At 53.6% G+C, this 17,255-nt stretch carries 18 protein-coding genes and 1 pseudogene; 5 read left to right on the top strand and 14 right to left on the bottom strand.

Features of this window, described 5'->3' with window-relative positions; translation table 11 throughout:
• Positions 1-62 precede the first annotated feature (62 nt).
• A complete protein-coding gene (locus U1140_RS08495) occupies positions 63-1,046 on the top strand; it encodes an ATP-binding protein (RefSeq protein WP_369847190.1) in 984 nt (327 codons plus the stop codon).
• A gap of 5 nt (positions 1,047-1,051) precedes the next feature.
• Here the strand turns inward: U1140_RS08495 and U1140_RS08490 are convergent, their stop codons facing one another.
• From U1140_RS08490 to U1140_RS08475, 4 genes are all read right to left on the bottom strand, one after another.
• Positions 1,052-1,969, bottom strand: coding sequence for a siderophore-interacting protein (locus tag U1140_RS08490; protein WP_369847188.1), 918 nt, complete (start codon positions 1,967-1,969; stop codon positions 1,052-1,054).
• 94 nt (positions 1,970-2,063) lie between these two features.
• A complete protein-coding gene (locus U1140_RS08485) occupies positions 2,064-3,185 on the bottom strand; it encodes a glycosyltransferase family 4 protein (protein WP_369847187.1) in 1,122 nt (373 codons plus the stop codon).
• Between the two features lie 48 nt (positions 3,186-3,233).
• A complete protein-coding gene (locus U1140_RS08480; protein ID WP_369847185.1) occupies positions 3,234-4,424 on the bottom strand; it encodes a hypothetical protein in 1,191 nt (396 codons plus the stop codon).
• Complete coding sequence (locus tag U1140_RS08475; protein ID WP_369847184.1) at positions 4,424-5,020, bottom strand: hypothetical protein; 597 nt, start codon at positions 5,018-5,020, stop codon at positions 4,424-4,426. Before U1140_RS08475 ends, U1140_RS08480 begins: the two co-directional genes overlap by 1 nt.
• Positions 5,021-5,395: 375 nt before the next feature.
• On the opposite strand from U1140_RS08475, the gene U1140_RS08470 reads away from it, so the two are divergent.
• Entirely contained in the window at positions 5,396-6,184 is a 789-nt protein-coding gene (locus tag U1140_RS08470) for a class I SAM-dependent methyltransferase (RefSeq protein WP_369847183.1), read from the top strand.
• A 29-nt stretch (positions 6,185-6,213) separates the two neighbouring features.
• Here the strand turns inward: U1140_RS08470 and U1140_RS08465 are convergent, their stop codons facing one another.
• On the bottom strand, positions 6,214-6,786 hold the full coding sequence (locus tag U1140_RS08465) for a hypothetical protein (protein ID WP_369847181.1): 573 nt from the start codon (positions 6,784-6,786) through the stop codon (positions 6,214-6,216).
• Between the two features lie 113 nt (positions 6,787-6,899).
• Here U1140_RS08465 and U1140_RS08460 point away from each other — a divergent pair, with 113 nt between their 5' ends.
• Positions 6,900-7,295, top strand: a complete 396-nt coding sequence (locus U1140_RS08460) for a hypothetical protein (protein ID WP_369847180.1) — start codon at positions 6,900-6,902, stop codon at positions 7,293-7,295.
• A 37-nt stretch (positions 7,296-7,332) separates the two neighbouring features.
• Here the strand turns inward: U1140_RS08460 and U1140_RS08455 are convergent, their stop codons facing one another.
• From U1140_RS08455 to U1140_RS08415, 9 genes and pseudogenes are all read right to left on the bottom strand, one after another.
• A complete protein-coding gene (locus tag U1140_RS08455; RefSeq protein WP_369847179.1) occupies positions 7,333-7,524 on the bottom strand; it encodes a hypothetical protein in 192 nt (63 codons plus the stop codon).
• 370 nt (positions 7,525-7,894) lie between these two features.
• The gene (locus U1140_RS08450; protein ID WP_369847177.1) at positions 7,895-8,461 is read right to left on the bottom strand and encodes a GNAT family N-acetyltransferase; all 567 of its coding nucleotides are present in this window, start codon (positions 8,459-8,461) and stop codon (positions 7,895-7,897) included.
• A gap of 377 nt (positions 8,462-8,838) precedes the next feature.
• Entirely contained in the window at positions 8,839-9,570 is a 732-nt protein-coding gene (locus U1140_RS08445) for an ABC transporter permease (protein ID WP_306514842.1), read from the bottom strand.
• Complete coding sequence (locus tag U1140_RS08440; protein ID WP_369847175.1) at positions 9,567-10,475, bottom strand: ABC transporter ATP-binding protein; 909 nt, start codon at positions 10,473-10,475, stop codon at positions 9,567-9,569. The genes U1140_RS08445 and U1140_RS08440 overlap by 4 nt, the downstream gene beginning before the upstream one ends.
• A gap of 410 nt (positions 10,476-10,885) precedes the next feature.
• Positions 10,886-11,353 carry a DDE-type integrase/transposase/recombinase gene (locus tag U1140_RS08435; RefSeq protein ID WP_369847193.1) on the bottom strand — a complete coding sequence of 156 codons (468 nt, stop codon included), beginning with the start codon at positions 11,351-11,353 and terminating at the stop codon, positions 10,886-10,888.
• A 378-nt stretch (positions 11,354-11,731) separates the two neighbouring features.
• Positions 11,732-11,930, bottom strand: a pseudogene (locus tag U1140_RS08430) (hypothetical protein).
• A 40-nt stretch (positions 11,931-11,970) separates the two neighbouring features.
• Positions 11,971-13,143, bottom strand: a complete 1,173-nt coding sequence (locus tag U1140_RS08425) for a type II toxin-antitoxin system HipA family toxin (protein WP_369847173.1) — start codon at positions 13,141-13,143, stop codon at positions 11,971-11,973.
• Positions 13,143-13,388 carry a helix-turn-helix domain-containing protein gene (locus tag U1140_RS08420; protein ID WP_369847172.1) on the bottom strand — a complete coding sequence of 82 codons (246 nt, stop codon included), beginning with the start codon at positions 13,386-13,388 and terminating at the stop codon, positions 13,143-13,145. The genes U1140_RS08425 and U1140_RS08420 overlap by 1 nt, the downstream gene beginning before the upstream one ends.
• 234 nt (positions 13,389-13,622) lie before the next feature.
• Positions 13,623-15,455 carry a phosphoenolpyruvate carboxykinase (GTP) gene (locus U1140_RS08415; protein WP_369847171.1) on the bottom strand — a complete coding sequence of 611 codons (1,833 nt, stop codon included), beginning with the start codon at positions 15,453-15,455 and terminating at the stop codon, positions 13,623-13,625.
• 307 nt (positions 15,456-15,762) lie between these two features.
• On the opposite strand from U1140_RS08415, the gene trmB reads away from it, so the two are divergent.
• Positions 15,763-16,539: a tRNA (guanosine(46)-N7)-methyltransferase TrmB gene (gene trmB, locus U1140_RS08410; protein ID WP_369847192.1), complete on the top strand. Its 777-nt coding sequence runs from the start codon at positions 15,763-15,765 to the stop codon at positions 16,537-16,539.
• Between the two features lie 53 nt (positions 16,540-16,592).
• Positions 16,593-17,252, top strand: coding sequence for an NYN domain-containing protein (locus U1140_RS08405; protein WP_369847169.1), 660 nt, complete (start codon positions 16,593-16,595; stop codon positions 17,250-17,252).
• The last annotated feature ends 3 nt before the right edge of the window (positions 17,253-17,255 follow it).

Below are 17,255 nucleotides of genomic sequence, written 5' to 3'. Positions count from 1 at the left end.
AGATGCGGTCTTCCACGAGACGGACCACGCGGTCCTTTGCATCCTGGTCAAATTTTTTGGGCATGTTCCAGATTTTCCCATCTACTCAAACGGAACAAAACCTGGGACACTTCAATGCTGATGGCACGGTTCGCCCAACCCTGGCTGGCTTGCTTGCTCTTGGAACCTACCCACAGCAATTTTTCCCGCAGTTATCGATTACCTTCACCCATTATCGTGGCACAACTAAAGCCAGCGACGCATCCGGAATCCGCTACACGGATACGTTAACCGTTGAAGGGCCGATACCGCTGTTGATCGAAGAGGCTACTCGCAAGGTGCAGGCAGCCTCACCCCGGGGCGCTATCATGCGCGGGGCGTTTCGGTACGATCTTTTTGATTTCCCTCCGGTTGCGGTACGAGAAGCCATTACCAATGCTGTCATGCACCGCGATTATTCACCGGAAGCTCGTGGCACACAGGTCCAAGTAGATTTGTTCGCCGACCGCTTGGAGGTCCGTAATCCAGGTGGACTGTACGGCGCTGTCACTGTCGATACTTTGGGAACGGATGGCATTTCGAGTTCACGGAATCTTGCACTATCACGCATTTTAGAATCCACTCCGTATCTTGACGACGGCTTCGTGGCCGAAAATCGTGGCTCCGGCTACCAAGAGATTTTAGATAAATTGCACCGCGACCTCCTGCCGCCACCGGAAGTTCGGAACAGTCTTACACGCTTCGCTTTGCTGTTTTATAAGCGCGGCGAGACAGAACATACAACGCTCACAAAACACGCGGAATCCTCAGCTCATGCGCATTCCATAGCGCACTCTAAGCCCGCGGCAAATAGCTCCACACGCGAGGCGATTGTGGATTACTTGCGCGCGCATGATTCTGCCAGCACCAAAGAACTAGCCGACGCTGCGGGCGTGACAGCAGAAACCATCCGGCGTAGTCTCCGCCAGTTATTAACCGAAAATCTTGTGCGCGCTACAGCCCCGCAGCGGAGCCCAAAACAGCGTTACCGGTTGACGCAACAGACACCTGCGTCGGCGTTCAGCTAGCTAAACTACGCGCTACGTCGACTGCGTAGCGCGCGTTCTTCGTCTTCAACGCTTTGATTGAACTCCATCTTGGATGCCTGCCATTCATCTTCGGTCATGCGCAAGCGCCAATACCCAGAAATGGAAGTGTCCTCTTTCGCGATATTGCCGTCCACGTACAAAAACTTTCGGACGTCTTTGATCATTTCGGCAACGCCATGGATAAACCAGCTGGTTCGCTTCGCTGGGTAACCGGCCTCACGGATAGCAGAAACCAAAGCAGTACCCGGCATGCTCCCATCCCGCAGCACCCAATGCAGGTTGGCACCAGCCGGTTCCGGCATGGGCACGGTGCACTCTGCATCGACGATCTCCAGATAGACATCGGCAGTGGTGTTTTCCGGCAGGTTTTCCAACGCGGCGGCAATCGCAGGTGCTGCGGCTTCGTCACCAGCCAAGACAAAATGTTCGTAGCTGTCGCTTGGGTGCCACTTTCCACCAGGGCCCAGAAAACCGATGCGTTCACCAATCTTCGCGTTCTGCGCCCACGCCCCGGCAACACCGTGCTCGCCATGCACCACAAAATCGATCTCAAAATCTCCTGTGGCCGGATCAATTCGGCGGAAAGTGTAGGTCCGGCGCACCGGCTGGTGCTCCCTCGGCTGGGTTTTCTTTATCTCTTCTACGTCAAATGGCCAGCTATAGTCAGCCCCTGCTGGCGCAAAAAGCAGCTTGACATAGTGGTCAGTGAACGGAAATTCGCCTCCGGCCAAGCTTGGGCAAGAAAAACTGAGGCGCACCATCGTGCGGGATAACTGAGTACGCCCCGTGACGGTGGCTTCCCGTACTTGCCGTTTTTTCTTTGGCTTTTCCGACTTCTCTGGCTTCGCGGTATTGTTCACTAGCTTCTCTTCAGCTGTCGCGTTCATCTCCGAGGAATTCATAAAGCATAGCCTACCTTTCCAGAACACAGCCGACCTCGTCTACGCCACTTCGGCAAACCCCATCAGAGACAATCCCCATCAGCGACAAACCCCATCAGCCGCGCCCAGCATCTCTAGCAACCACATCTTCCAATAAAGCGGCAAAGCGCTGACCAGTCTTTTCCCAGGAAAACTGTTCCGCGAACTTTTTTGCACCCGCACCGAGCTGTGCACGCAAGGAGTCGTCGGCAAGAATTTTTTGCAGCTGTACCGCCAGTTCCTCTGGAGTATCAGCGAGCAATCCAGTGCCCCCATGCCCGACGGAATCACGCAGACCAAAACTATAACCGACCGTCGGGACGGCATGCTTACCTGCTTCGACGACGGCTAAACCCCAGCCTTCTTTCCGCGACGGCATCACGTGCACTTCGGCACGCTCCAATAACGCGTGCTTGTAGTCGTCGGTGACTTGCCCATGAAAGAACACGCGCTCGCCCACCCCAGACGCCGCCGCGTAGGCCCGCAATTTGTCTTCCCACCAGCCCGAACCGATGACATCCAGCACGACGTCGTCGGCAAGCTCAGCCGCTCCGTCCAACCCAGCTAAAGCATCGATGGCGTGCTCAATTTGTTTATGCGGAACCAGCCGCGACAGCGTGACAATGTGCACCCCACGACGCTCCAGACGCGGCAGCAGCGCAGGCACCTCATCCACACCGTTTTCAATGATCGCAGCATCCGGAATCCCGAGCTCCTGCAAATCCTCCTTGGAGGCCTGCGAAACAGTCACATAGGGCGCGCCCCGGTACACCTTCGGCGCGATTTTCGATTCCAACAACCAACCTATCCGCGCCAACAGCGGCCCAGCAACCGGCCATTGTTCCTGGTGACAGTGGTGTGTGAGCAGCACCGTTGGACGAAACACCAAGCGCGCAAAAAATGGAATCCCGTTTTGCGTATCGACGACTACATCAAGGTTCGACAGCGTGCCCAGCCCCAGCTTGCCGACGAGCATGCCCAACAGTGCTTTCGGATACACCGTGAACTTCCCGCCGCTACGTGAATAACGCACGCCATCGCGCACCGAACGCCGCGGCATATCAGTATGTGCGGCGGATCGGTAGATCACCTCATGCCCTGCTCGCGCGAGATATTCCCCAACCCGCTCCAAATACAGTTCGGAGCCGCCGCCTTGCGGGTGGGTGGAATCGCGCCAACACAGCAATAAGATCTTCATACTCCCTACCACCTTAGCTGGGTGAGAGGGGGCAAGAGGGGCGAAGGCCTAGCTGCATCCTAGTGAGTCGAGAGGCTGCCTCGGGTAAACCGATAACACTCCCATATATGAGGCTCCCAGCCTTTTAAGCTTCGCTTCTGCAGAGATATCATCATACGCAGCCAAAGAAACCGCATCTGATTGGCAGGTAGGATTAGATAATTCAACACTGACCACTGACTGCCGATAATCAAACTCAGGTGGACGCGTAACAATATGCGCGAAATCACCGTCATAAGTTACCGAAATCTCTCCAGACCCCGGCAGATTCAACTCATGCTCGTACAATAACTCATTCCGGTCCAAATTAACCGCAAATAATCTCCCGCTTTCACTCAGGCTATAAAAAGTCCGGTTGTGCACCGTATGAAATCTGCCCATTTTCGCAAATTCAATATCAGGGAATTTTCGTATACCAGATACAGCAACAGAATCAGTATTTTCATGAAAAACAGCCGAAACTCTCGTATCAGATTCATCGGTAGCAACTACAGGATACTGCCCACTACATTCCAGCTGATTTCCGTCCCCGATCAGCTGAAACCTCCAATCGATAGGTTTACGCACAATTTCTTCGCCCACGGACCAAACTGCAAGATCAGCTGTCCCTGGCTTTCCAAGCTCTCCGCCGTCAGGGTGATGCTCAATCCATTTCACAGTCCCGTCATCACATGCGGCTACTGCGTCTGGTCTAACCGTCGTCATTGTTTCCCGCAGACCGTGACCATCGACAACCGCTAATCGTGCAGCATTTCCTTCTCCCCGACCGGTTTCATTAAATTCATAGACTGCTACTGATGCGTCGGGTGAAGTAGTCGCCATCGATTGTGTTCCTGCACCGAGCCCCGACAACACATAGCGTTGGCGAATCTGCAGATCTGAATTCAAGGCAACTAATGAATCGCGATCTGGGGCTATAAACCCACCTTGGAACCTATGAATAGAAGGAAAATAAGTACGCGCAAGAAGATGAGCAACAGCACCTGAACCATCAGTTTCCGACCAGAACAACAAATTATTGTCATACGGCTGCAATGGTCCACCGACTTCAGACGAGATCCCAACATACACAGGGTGACTAGTGCTTTCGGTGGCTGTTTTTCTTTCTCCAACTGAATTCCGAAGCATCAACGCGCCGACCAAAGCCAGCACGATCAACAGCGAGACTACGCCACCAAATATTATAAATTTTTTATTCATCAGAGCATATCTTTACCGTGTGAACGGACCTGCTTTAGTTCCATGACAAATGCGACCAAAAGATTGAGAAAAAAGAGAGCAAACGCAGAGCAAATATAGGTGATCATTGTTCCAAGTCCGGTGTACGGTTCAGGATATTCACTAGCCTCAACAGCGGCCATAGGCACTGCAAGGCCTGAGGCGACGCCAATCGACGCGAGTACACAACCCCGAAAAGTACTGCGCAACTTCATACTGACAAAAATAGAGCAGGCAGCAACAGTTACTACACAACCTAATATTTGCCATAGAGGGTAATCACCAGCTGGTTCAGGTACATGCTGCGCCCCATCACTAGGCGACCATGTCAACCAAACAATCGGGGCTAACACACCGGCTGCCACACCACACATCAGCAATAACCAAACCGGATAAGAACGCTGTGGCTGGTCTATCCTCCGCTGCACCTTAGGGTTCGACGCCGAGTGCTCGTCACGCAGAGCTTTCCTCCGAGAAATCAGATAGCTGAGCCAAATGACTCCTCCGATTATCATCGAAGGAACAACGCTGAACAATAACACCAAGTATAGAAAACTCGGAAAATCAAAATTATCCACAGTGCCCTATTCTTTGAAAAATTGCAATTCTCTCTGCTTCCATCCTTGTCTCATATTGATTTAACTAGTTGCCCAATCAAACCCTTTAACTCCGATGGTGTAACTATCCCGGACTCGACCACAAGGACCTGCCCGCAGCCACATCAAAACGTCGCGGACCACCCATCCGCTCATACTGGGCACAGATCGCACCACACACTCGGAACGGTTCTTCGCCGAAAAACGCTCAACATGTTCTAAGTCACTTTCTCTAGTTACAATGATTACACTCATAATATAATTTCCTACCCAAAAGGCAAGACTTTCAGCGAAGATCGGCCAATAAAAACTGGACCCCCCAACTACAACCTCCAACACGCTATATCCTGGAAGCCTATGCGTCCCGAACTGCGCCATCCCCTGCACCACACGCGCCGCCATGCCAGCTTAGCCCGGTCGATCCGTCTGCTGCGGTCTTTCGGTTACGAGCAAACCCAGCCACGCAAGTTTTATGAGCCACTGGCCCGTGATACCGCGCAACAACTGACAGCAATCCACCATGATCTGCACGGCACGGGGCTGGACAAGTTATCGGTGCTGGATGTGGGCGGCGGCCCCGGGTATTTTTCGGCGGCTTTCGCCGAACACGGCGCGCACTATATTGGCTTGGAACCAGACGTTTCAGAAATGACTGCGGCCGGAATCACGCTGGATACCGCGGTTCGTGCTTCCGGCACAGCGCTGCCTTTTCGAGATAACAGCGTCGACATCGTCTATTCCTCCAACGTGGCCGAGCACATCGCGCGCCCCTGGGAAATGGCCGAGGAAATGGTGCGGGTTGCACGCAACTTGGCGGTCATCAGTTACACGGTGTGGCTCGGTCCTTTCGGCGGGCACGAAACAGGGTTGTGGCCGCATTATATTGGCGGCGATTTCGCCCAGCGTCGCTATGAACGCAAGCACGGGCATCCACCAAAAAATATCTGGGGGCATTCGCTTTTCGACGTCTCCGCCCGCGAAGGACTTCACTGGGCAGCCGAATGCGGCTACCGTACCTACTGTTTTCCGCGTTACCACCCCAGCTGGGCCTGGTGGATTAACTCTGTACCGGGCCTGCGTGAGCTCGGCACCTCAAATCTGGTGATCGTAGTGGATAAAACGCGAAACAAGTTAAGGCTTAAATAATTTGACAACCAAACACTTCGAACATCGTTTTAGTCATCATCAATTTTTTTCACAGCTTTTTTCACAATTGACCTAAGCGCATTCTTAATAGGTTGTGTAAGCATTTTCTTCGCAGCCGCAGCAATTGCCCCACCAGGTATAGCACCAAAAACACAATCAACCGCTACGTCTACAGCAATATCTGCTGCTTCATCGACGGAAGCTCCCCGCTTGAGAGCATTCTGAATTTGAGTTTTTCCTGAGCCAGCCACCGCGCTTCCCGCGCATCCAACAATTGCACCGGCAGCCCATAAAGGCAATGCTCGAGTACTCACTGCACCATCAACATCAGAACGCGGAGATTCAGCAAGCTCTAGAAAATAATCACTTTGAGCATCAGTGAGTTTCCCAGAATTCTGCGCTTCTCGAATAATACGAACAAACTCTTCTGAAGCATGTTCAGCGTCCTGACGGGCAACCCCAATATTTGATAGGTCCGTCTCAGTTGGATTTCTTGGAAATTCATTTTCTAGCACATATGCTTGTTCATGATCAACTGTTGCGTTCGCGTGCCCATCAGAGATACCAGAAACAGCAAGAGTAAAAACGATTGGTACTGCCAAAGCCTTACGCTTTACTCAAGTTTTTGAACATACATACCCGAGCTTCCCTTCTCTTAGCTACAGTTGGTATGTATAACCAAACTAATATTCAGAGGCCAGAAAAGGAACGACCGATGCATGAGCGTTTTACTTTTGTTATAGTTTCGTTATCTTTACTTTCGCTATGCTTACTTCATACAGCCGTCGATATGATGATCGCTGCCGACTCGCAAGCATCCATCCCGTTGATACTTTTCATTATTGCAGCACCAATTACAACATTTATTTATTTTGGAGGGAAAGCTCTGGGCCAGGAAATAAACCTCGGGATTATCGCTGGCAATGATGTTCGAATGTTTGTATTTTCTGCAATGCTATTCACAGCATTCATAGCCCCTTCTTCAATCATGCACAACGAATCGCTATGGGATTGGGGGGTTGACATTCTAATCATTATATTATTATCGATTTTGACTACACGGTTTTTTAAACTTTTCATCAAACAATTAATTGGCGATGAATTTGTTTAACAAGGCAAATCTAAGCGCCGCACTACGGCGGCGCGTCTCAATCCGGGATGATCTTGTCTATCATTGCCGCTACGGCTATATGGATCAGGCTAGCAAGCAGTGCAAACCAGATATTTTCCGTAACGAAGAAATACAACACCGTTAACAAAACCAGCCCAATTACATTTCCTAAAGCCTGCGTATGAAATACCGATAGACCAGAGAGAAAATAAACCCCACGCGCGACCATACCCGCGAATCTATCAAGTGATAATCCAAGTAGCAGAGCAATAACCCCCACTGCAGTGCAGAAGCAAAGCTGATTGTTACCAGTCCGCCTAAGGCATGCGTCACCCCTAATGCCGCTGCAAACGGAGCAGCTGCTATCAAGATAATCAGAGCTACCCGGCAATGAAACTGGCGGAGCTTTTCAAGCTATCCAAAAAATCACAATCCAATCTGCAGCTGCATGGGCTTCTGTTGGTGGTACGGGCCTGACCCCTGTTTGGTGGACACCTTAAATATCCAGGTTGGGGACCTACACACAAACCATTAGATAGCTCAAGCGCAATTCTCCAGACTAGCTAAAAGTGAGAAGCCCCTGAGCAAAAAGCAGTTCTTCAACGGGTCATGAGATACTCGCTATTAAGCATACCCATCTGAATTTGAGACCAATACCTACCATTATGGAATGTCGCCTCTCTACGAACCCCCTCCGTTTTGAAACCAAGGCGTTTATATACATGGATTGCCCGCAAGTTGAATTCCCAAACGCACAGTTCTACTTTGTTGGCGCGAAGCTCTTCGAAGGCAAATCGAAGAAGCACTCGAATGGCATCCGTTCCAAACCCCTGATCAACATGCTCGCCGCCGATGATGATTCCAATATTTCCGATCCGTACAACAGGGTCTATCCCCCAAAGAGTAACATGTCCAAGAAGTTGTCCAGTTTTAATTTCCTCTATGGAAAAGCCGAAGTCGCCCGAATTATTATTCTTGCTCCAAGAGCGAAACTGCTCTGCAACGGACATGTCTGAAGAAGGTGCGACCACACCGCTCTGATACGGTTTCCAAGCCGGATCGTTCCACCATGAAACCAACTTCGGCAAGTCTTTTTCGCTAAGCGAACGGAGACGAACCACGTCACCTCTCAAAAGGGACATTGAGTAGTCATGCAGATCGGCCATTATCTCACCTTACCAACTGTAAGTGAGTGAAGAGAAGTGGCTATGGACTCAGTAATCCTTGAGGTTTCCTCTGCAATATCAAGTAGGGAAGAGACGGCTATCCGATCTTGCGTTGGAGAGCTCAAAGCGCGGGGAGAATACGGGACTGACCAGCAAATCGCGTCATGGCTCGCCGAATCCCTGAAAAGAACTCCCCGAAAGTCCCGACAGCGGTGGAGTTCGGGGAGCCTAGCACCCGATTCAGCGCCGTAGACCGCGTCCGCAACCAACGTTCACGCAGCTCCTCCGCTGTGAGACTGTGCGGGCCTGCCGCGAGAAAGCCATCTGCGATCACACAGGCTTCCTGCGTACAGGTGTTGAGCAAAGAAGGCACAGCTCTACTTCCACTTCATCGCTCGCTGCGCCATCAACGTGAGTATCGCGGTCACAGCGACCAGATAGCCGAGCCCAATTCCAACGTCACCCCACGTCCCCTCGCCATTGAGCGGCATCGTCACGGCCTCGCGCATGTGGTAGATCGGAGTGTACGGTGCAGCCGTCTGCGCCCAGCTCGGAAGCGTCTCAATCGGCATCATGGCTCCACCGATCATTCCCAAGGGGATGATGATGGCGACCGCTGCCATGGAGACGCCGGCCATCGACGGCAGAATGATTCCGACGAGTACCCCAAGCATGAAGAAAAGCAGGAAGCCCAGGATCAAGGGCAGGAGTGCAATCGGCGCGGTCGCCTCCGGAGTCATGCCGAGTGCCATTGCGATGCCGAAGAGGGCAAGGGCCTGCGTTATCAGGAAGATCATGCCCGCCGTCGCCTGTGCGGCAATGACCGTGTTTGAGGAGATGGGGAAGCTCCGTAGGACGACGAACATTCCGTTTTCGCGCCACAGCGCAAGGTGGGTGGCGCCCGCGAAGATTCCCACGAAGGCCGCGCCGAAGGCCATGACGTTCGCGCTGATCGGCCCGGTGAGGTCCATTCCTTCGATACTGTCACCCATCGTCAACACGAGCGCAACGAGTAGGCCCGCCGGGAAGAGGAACGTAAAGATAAGGGTCGCCCAGTCGCGTAGGTCGTAGCGAAGAAGGACATTGGTTAATGCGCGGTATCTGGTCATGCTACGCAATCCCTTCCGGTGAGCTGGAGATAGACGTCCTCGAGGCGCCCATCGCGGACTTGGGCGTGCCGTGTATCGATCCCGCCTTCAGCGAGGCGCGCGAACAGAGCGGCCGTGTCGTGAGACCGAACCTCGAGCCCGTCTTTGGTGACCCGCACCGCGTCCGGGCCAAGAAGCGTCGCCACCGCATCCGCCTGGTGGAGAGCATTGGGGAGAATGACCGTCGAGCCGAGATCGGCCTCGGCGACGAGGCGGCTCGGGCTCGACGTCGTGAGAATCTTGCCCTGTTCGACGATCGACACCGTGTCACATAGCCGCTCAGCTTCGTCGAGGTAGTGCGTCGTATAAAGGGTGGTCATCTCCAGAAGATTGGTCGACTGGAGCAGGGAGACCAACGAGTACCTGGCTTCGGGATCGAGGCCTGCCGTCGGCTCGTCGAGGAAGAGGACTTTCGGCCGGTGCACAATCGCGGTGGCGACGGCGAGTCGCTGGCGCTCGCCCCCGGAGAGATTCTCCACTTTGGTGTCAGCCGCCTTCGCGAGGTTGAGGGCCTCGATGAGCGTGTCGATCGTGGAGTGCTCTGCGCCCTGGATCGCACAGACCGCGCGAAGGTGCTCGCGGAGTGTCGTCTTCGGGAAGAACGCCGACTGCTGGGGCTGGATCCCGATCTGGGACAGCAGGGCTAGATTGCGCGGATAGGGCGACTGGCCGAGGACTCGGATCGTTCCTTCCGTCGGCTTTCGAAACCCTTGGATCGCGTTAAAGAGCGTCGTCTTGCCCGCCCCGTTTGGACCGATGATCCCGTGGAACGAACCTTCTTCCACCTGGAGGTCGAGGTGGGAAAGAATCGTCTTCCCCTTAATGACGACGCTTACGTCGCGTACGTCAACTGCATAGTCAGTCACGTGTGACCTTTCTCGAGTGCTGTTGCGGTGGGTGGGATACGGACATCTGTGAGCGTATCCCACCCACCCCGGAACCGAAGTGAATCACTTCGAGTTGCTTCGTCAACCGTGGAGAACTCCAGGATCGTGTTCGAATAACTGTGCGTGATATGAAGTGCCCCGAGTTTTGTTCCTAGGCATTTGCTTTTATTTCTATTATTGCCTGTGGCGGGTTCTGCTTCCAAAATTCAGTTTCGACTTCGACCGGGGTTCGGTATCCCAAACTTTGATGCAGCCTTGTCTCGTTCCACCATGACACCTACTCGAACGTCGCGATTTCTACCTCGACAACATCATCCCACCTGCGGATATGAATCAGCTCGTTCTTGTAGGAACCATTAACGTTTTCCGCCAAAGCATTGTCATAGGAATCACCAACAGTCCCGGTGGAAGCGATAATGCCATGCTGGGCAAGTCGCTCGTTGTAGACCACGCTGACATACTGCGACCCGTGATCCGAATGGTGAATGAGACCTGTTGTTTCCTCCGCACACACAATTACCTGGTTGAGAGCTTGCAGCGGCAAAGCCTGAAGTGCGCATGGAATCTGATAGCGCCCACCCAACGATCCGTCGGGAGTACACGTCGGTGACAAACGCGGCATACACAAAGCCTTTCTTCGTGCGCACATAGGTAATGTCAGCCACCCACAACTTATTCGGTGCTTCGGCACTGAATTCGCGTTGCACTAAATCCGGGCGCAGATCAGGCACGCTAGCTTTTCGGGTTGTAATAGGTGATCGGCCTTTGCCTTTGCCTGAAACACCAGCCAGGCGCATCAGCCGGGCAGTGTGCTCACGACCGATATCAATTCCTTCACGGCGTAGAGCATGCCACATTTTCCGCACACCGTAAACACCGTAATTAGCTTGATGAACAGCACTAATACGTTCAACCAGCACGCCGTCACGAAGGCGACGAGCACTTAATCCACGGGCCTTGGACTGGCGATAACCACGCGAGGTAATGAAGCCACCTTCGCGATTGTTCTTCAACGTCGTACAAATAAACTCGACTGAGAAACGATCCCGGTATTCATCGATGAACCGGATCATTTCCGACGTTTCGGGTCGAGTTCCGACGCGAAAAAAGCCGAGGCAGCTTTCAACAACTCATTGGTATCCCGCAGCTCTTGATTTTCACGGCGTAGCCTCGCGTTTTCGGCAGCCAAATCTTCAGGCACAGGTTCTGGGATGGTTCCCGAACGGCGAGCAGGCTTAAGTCCATCGTCTTGCCGTGTGCCATGAAACCCCTAGCTTTGGGGCTACTGCCTGGCACGCGGCCTGCATCGACATATTTTCCGCCACGATGCGATCTTCCACGAGACGGACCACACGGTCCTTTGCATCCTGGTCAAATTTTCTCGGCATATTCCAGATTTTCCCATCTACGAAACCGGAACAAAACCTGGGACACTTCAGACACCTGACACCCTCGCTGTACCGAAAATGGAGTTTTAACTACTCAATAGTTTTTCGGTCTCCAATCTACGGAATCGTAATTCTCTTTCTGCTCCGTACCGCGCCGAGCCTTCGAAAGGCAGCTCGGATAAATCCATCTGCTTCACCACGTCGAAAACTATTTTTACAGCAGCCTGCATCACCGGACGCTGTAATCCAATACTCGCGCAAAAATCTTCCCAGTGTCGCGCCCGAATATCCTTGGTTTTTCCCGCAATCGGAAGCGCCATCGTCATGTCCCTATAGAACACGGTCGATGGCACGTCATAGACTGGCGATACCTTCCACTTCCCGGAACTCGATTGCAGCACAGAGATATTCTTGGCATGCACATCACCGTTGCCAGTCAACCAGGCATAAAAAAATTGCATGAAAAGATTTCTCGTGGCAACCGGCGGTGCATTCACCGTTTGTTGCACGGCACGCACGACGTCTTCAGCCGAAACATCATATTTCTTTGCCGGCAAAATATTCAATAACTGGGCTGCGTCCTCCATCGCCCATCGTTGCCCGGCATCACTACGGTCAAACCTCTGCACCAACAATCCCGGACGCCCTACCTGGTCATGCACTACCTCATGCTTGGCAACGGGTATACCCAGCTCCCGTGCATGGCGTAAGTGAAAAGCCTCATTAGCGACTAAATGTGGGTGCTCCGGTGGGTCAATCTTTAGGATTCCATGCCTGCCACCAATGCGCACAGGAGCATTAACCATCGATGAAGACGCTTTAGCTTGTACGCCCGCGATGCCCACACCGTCCACTGACGAGGTGAGAGCTGCAAAATCTTGCAGTCTCACATCTCCCATGACCAGTGACTTTTGCTCTTGAGGTTTCGTGCCTTCAGGAACTACTTGAACATCGCCAGGTAAATCATTGCCTATTGCCAATATCAAGCTTAACTCATCATCAGAAGAAGTTTTCACAGCTTTCCGCAGCACGGTGAGACGGTGCCCTTCAGGCAACAGCCCTGCAAAAAAGCTCGGCAATCCTCCACCCGGCATCGTCACTGCTGCAGAATTAACCGGCAAGGTAGTCGCTACAGGCGCCCCGGAATACTCTCCGACATAAGTAAACGAGAGAACCCCTACTTGGTCTTTAACTATTTTCCCGGCTAAGACACCATTTTTATATACATCAGCGTGCGTGATTCGTTTCAGACTTTCCATTACCGAATGTCCAGCTCCAAGCCGAGGGTCTCCAAGGTTGCCAGCACAGCTTTCACACTGGGGCTACCAGTACCCTTCTCAATTTCACGCAACGTGCGATCAGAGATCCCAATCATCAAGGCAAGTTGCGGTTGGGTGAGCATGTATTCCTTACGAGTACGCCGGATTACGCTACCCAGCTTCCGCGCTTGCGTCGTACTATCAGCAGGTTGCAAACAACCAGCTCCAACATGTGAGCCAGACATCAGGACGGAAAAATCCTTCCGATTAGGTGTATTTTTAAGTTAAATCCTAGTCCAGAAAACCGAAATCGGAAAGATCCTTCCGATAATGTTCTTCGTCACGCCGTTTTTGCATGCAAAAAGCGCAAACGGAATGATCTTTCCGTTTGCGCTCAAACACCAGGCCCCAGGCAGGAAGTCTTATCTCAGCGCTTTCCTGCCCTAGACCTAGACCGGCAACAGAGCAGAATGCCAGATTTACTTCGTTGCAGAAGCTTCCTCGATGCGGGACTTCAAAGCCTCGAACTGCTCCAGAACCTCATCCGGGACCCGTGAGCCCAAGAAGTTAAGGTACTCAGCATTGTCGTCGACATCGCTAGCCCACTCTGCCGGATCCACAGCCAGGACTTCTTTGACCTCATCCAAGCTGGTTTCCAAACCGGTCAGGTCCAAGTCCTCGGCACGCGCGGTGTTACCCACGATGGTCTTTTCTGCGCCGACCTTGCCGTCGACACGCTCGGTGATCCACTTCAGCACACGGGAATTTTCGCCGAAACCAGGCCAGATGATCTTGCCTTCGTCGTTCTTGCGGAACCAGTTAACCAGGAAGATCGACGGCATCAGGTCGCCGCCCTTCTTGCCCATGTCAATCCAGTGCTGCAGGTATTCACCAGCGTTGTAGCCCATGAACGGCAGCATCGCCATTGGGTCGTGGCGCAGCGCACCGACGGTTCCCTCGGCAGCGGCAGTCTGGCCGGAAGCCAGCAGCGAACCGATCATGGTGCCGTGCTCCCAATCGAAAGCTTCGGTCACCAGCGGGATGGTGTCGGCACGACGCCCACCGAACAGAATGGCGTCGATCTTCACGCCACGCCAGTCGTCGTATTCCGGGGCAGCGACAGGACACTGGGAAATTGGCACGCAGTAGCGGGAGTTCGGGTGCGCAGCCTTCTCCGCAGAATCCGGGGTCCAGTCATTACCCTTCCAGTCAATCAGGTGCTCTGGAGCGTCCCCATCCATGCCTTCCCACCAGACGTCGCCGTCGTCGGTCAGCGCAACGTTAGTGAACAAGGTATTGCCTGGTTCAATAGTGCGCATCGCAATAGGGTTGGACGCATAGTTGGTGCCCGGCGCGACGCCGAAGAAGCCGTTTTCTGGGTTCACGGCATACAGACCGTCTTCGCGCAGGTGCATCCACGCGATATCGTCACCGACTACCTCTGCGGACCAGCCATCCAGAGTTGGGGTGATCATGGCCAGGTTGGTCTTGCCGCAAGCGGATGGGAAGGCGGCGGCAACGTTGTAGTTTTTACCTTCTGGGCTGGTCAGCTTCAGGATGAGCATGTGCTCAGCCATCCAGCCTTCTTCTTTCGCCATAACCGAGGCGATGCGCAGCGCGTAGCACTTCTTCGCCAAAATGGCGTTGCCACCATAGCCGGAGCCGTAGGACCAGATCTCTTTGCTCTCCGGGAACTGGGTGATGTACTTGGTTTCATTGCATGGCCAGGCAACATCTTCCTCGCCTGGTTCCAGCGGGGCGCCCACGGAGTGCAAGCAGCGCACGAAGGAGCCTTCGTCGCCAAGCTTATCCAGGACTTCCGTGCCCATGCGGGTCATGATGCGCATGGACATGACGACGTACGCCGAGTCCGTCAGCTGGATGCCCAGTTTTGGATCTGGATCATTGATCGGGCCCATGCAAAAAGGAACGACGTACATGCGGCGCCCCTTCATAGAACCGGTGTAGACGTCGACCATTTCTTCTTTCATGGCGTGCGGCGGAGCCCAGTTATTGGTTGGGCCGGCACCTTCCTGGTCTTCCGTGCAGATGAAAGTGCGCGATTCCACGCGAGCAACGTCCGATGGGTTCGAGCGTGCGAGGTAGCTGTTCGGACGCTTTTCCTCATTGAGCTTGATGAGGGTGCCTGCGTCGACGAGTTCTTCTGCAAGCCGATCCCATTCTTGTTGCGAACCATCGACGAATACGACGTCGTCTGGCTGGAACATTGCAACGGCGTCGTTGATCCAGTTGATCAATTCTTTGTTCTGCGTTGGCGCTTCACCAACAAGTCCCGTGATTGGGGCGCTCATTTAGACTCCTGATCGGTCACTACAGCAGGTTGGACATGCCCCAGGGTAGCGACTACCAGGGGTGAAAGGTAATAACCACGTATAAGCGTGTATGCACGCACTGCCACTACCCCTGCTTATCCACATTTTAGTCTTTTGTAATGTGTATTTGCCACCCTATTCTGGGGGTGACTGAGCCTGGATCGCAGCTGCCGTCGATACTGCAGCACAAATCCGTCTCCACAAAATTACCCCGAATTGTTCTGTCAGTTTTGACGGTGAACAATAGAGTGCAATGAATAATGACATGAATACACCGAATAACGAGATGAATACAGAAAATACTGCAGAATCACGCGGCATCGGCGAATTCCCCCCTGGGCGCCCACCGCAAACCAATTTCAACGAAGTCTTCAACAACGACCTCGACTACCCGCGCCTAGGTACCGTGACCTTCCGCCGCGGCTCGCTCAGCGACAACCAGCTGGCCACGTTTGAAAAGCACTGGGGCGAGCTTGGTGCGATGCTTTCCGACGAACACATCGACATCGACGCCTGGTTCGGCCGCAGCGGGGCACCGACGATCGTGGAAATCGGCTCCGGCACCGGCACCTCCACCGCGGCGATGGCACCACAAGAAGCCGATACCAATATTATTGCCGTCGAATTATATAAGCCTGGTCTGGCGAAGCTGCTGGGCCAGGTGGTGCGCGAAGAGATCCCGAATATCCGCATGATCCGCGGCGATGGCATGGAAGTGCTGATGCGCATGTTCGCCCCAGAATCACTCGACGGCATACGCGTGTTCTTCCCCGACCCGTGGCCGAAAGCCAAGCACCACAAGCGCCGCATCATCCAATCCGGCCCGCTGAACCTGTTCGCCTCCCGCCTGAAGCCCGGCGGGGTGCTGCACGTGGCGACCGACCATGCGGACTATGCCGAGTGGATCAACGAGCTTGTCGACGTCGAACCGCAGCTAGAATACAAAGGTTGGCCGTGGCCAGAATGCCCACAGTTGACCGACCGCCAGCTGATCACCAAATTCGAAGGCAAAGGCCTAGAAAAAGACCACAATATTACTGAATACTTGTGGGCAAAGCGCTAAAACCGCAAGCCTTTAAAAATAAAAATACGAGAAATACGGGATATACCGAAAATATGGACGCACATACCGCGCACACCACGCAGAATCACTCTGCGCACACTAGTTCAACGCACAACAACACCCTGCTGATGATCTGGGACGCACCAAACCTGGACATGGGGCTGGGCTCCATCCTGGGTGGCCGCCCCACCGCTAATTCTCGCCCGCGTTTCGACGCCGTCGGCCGGTGGATCCTCGAAATCGCCGACGAAGACAACCTCACCCCAGAAGCCTGCGTGTTCACCAACGTCTCTCCAGGCGGTGCGGAAGTCATCCGCCCCTGGGTCGAAGCACTGCGCAACGTCGGCTATGCGGTGTTCGCGAAACCGAAAATCACTGAAGAATCCGACGTAGACCCGGATATGGTCGCCCACATCCGGCAGCGCTTCGAAGAAGGCAGCTTGAGCGAAGTCATCGTCGCGTCTGCCGACGGCCAGAATTTCCAAGAATTGCTCGAAGAACTCATCGACGCCGGAATTCCTGCCACCGTGCTCGGCTTCCAGGAGCACTGTTCGTGGGCTGTGAGCCACGAAGACATCGGTTTTGTGGACCTGGAAGATATTGAAGGGGTCTTCCTCGAACCACTGCCACGGGTTAGTCTGGATTCGCTACCGGAAGAAGGCGCTTGGCTCGCACCCTTCCGCCCGCTGTCGTCACTGTTGTCTAACCGTTAGGAA

It is taken from the genome of Corynebacterium drakensteinense, from assembly GCF_041224285.1.
GTDB lineage: Bacteria > Actinomycetota > Actinomycetes > Mycobacteriales > Mycobacteriaceae > Corynebacterium.
The sequence above is the reverse complement of the archived record's forward strand: the minus strand, read 5'-3'. Positions and strand labels throughout refer to the sequence as shown.

Coding starts and splice junctions, on each gene's coding strand:
- U1140_RS08495 (WP_369847190.1), top strand. CDS start 63: ATGTTCCAGATTTTCCCATCTACTCAAACGGAACAAAACCTGGGACAC.
- U1140_RS08490 (WP_369847188.1), bottom strand. CDS start 1,969: ATGAATTCCTCGGAGATGAACGCGACAGCTGAAGAGAAGCTAGTGAAC.
- U1140_RS08485 (WP_369847187.1), bottom strand. CDS start 3,185: ATGAAGATCTTATTGCTGTGTTGGCGCGATTCCACCCACCCGCAAGGC.
- U1140_RS08480 (WP_369847185.1), bottom strand. CDS start 4,424: ATGAATAAAAAATTTATAATATTTGGTGGCGTAGTCTCGCTGTTGATC.
- U1140_RS08470 (WP_369847183.1), top strand. CDS start 5,396: ATGCGTCCCGAACTGCGCCATCCCCTGCACCACACGCGCCGCCATGCC.
- U1140_RS08460 (WP_369847180.1), top strand. CDS start 6,900: ATGCATGAGCGTTTTACTTTTGTTATAGTTTCGTTATCTTTACTTTCG.
- U1140_RS08455 (WP_369847179.1), bottom strand. CDS start 7,524: ATGGTCGCGCGTGGGGTTTATTTTCTCTCTGGTCTATCGGTATTTCAT.
- U1140_RS08450 (WP_369847177.1), bottom strand. CDS start 8,461: ATGGCCGATCTGCATGACTACTCAATGTCCCTTTTGAGAGGTGACGTG.
- U1140_RS08445 (WP_306514842.1), bottom strand. CDS start 9,570: ATGACCAGATACCGCGCATTAACCAATGTCCTTCTTCGCTACGACCTA.
- U1140_RS08435 (WP_369847193.1), bottom strand. CDS start 11,353: ATGTGGCATGCTCTACGCCGTGAAGGAATTGATATCGGTCGTGAGCAC.
- U1140_RS08425 (WP_369847173.1), bottom strand. CDS start 13,143: ATGGAAAGTCTGAAACGAATCACGCACGCTGATGTATATAAAAATGGT.
- U1140_RS08420 (WP_369847172.1), bottom strand. CDS start 13,388: ATGTCTGGCTCACATGTTGGAGCTGGTTGTTTGCAACCTGCTGATAGT.
- U1140_RS08415 (WP_369847171.1), bottom strand. CDS start 15,455: ATGAGCGCCCCAATCACGGGACTTGTTGGTGAAGCGCCAACGCAGAAC.
- trmB (WP_369847192.1), top strand. CDS start 15,763: ATGAATACAGAAAATACTGCAGAATCACGCGGCATCGGCGAATTCCCC.
- U1140_RS08405 (WP_369847169.1), top strand. CDS start 16,593: ATGGACGCACATACCGCGCACACCACGCAGAATCACTCTGCGCACACT.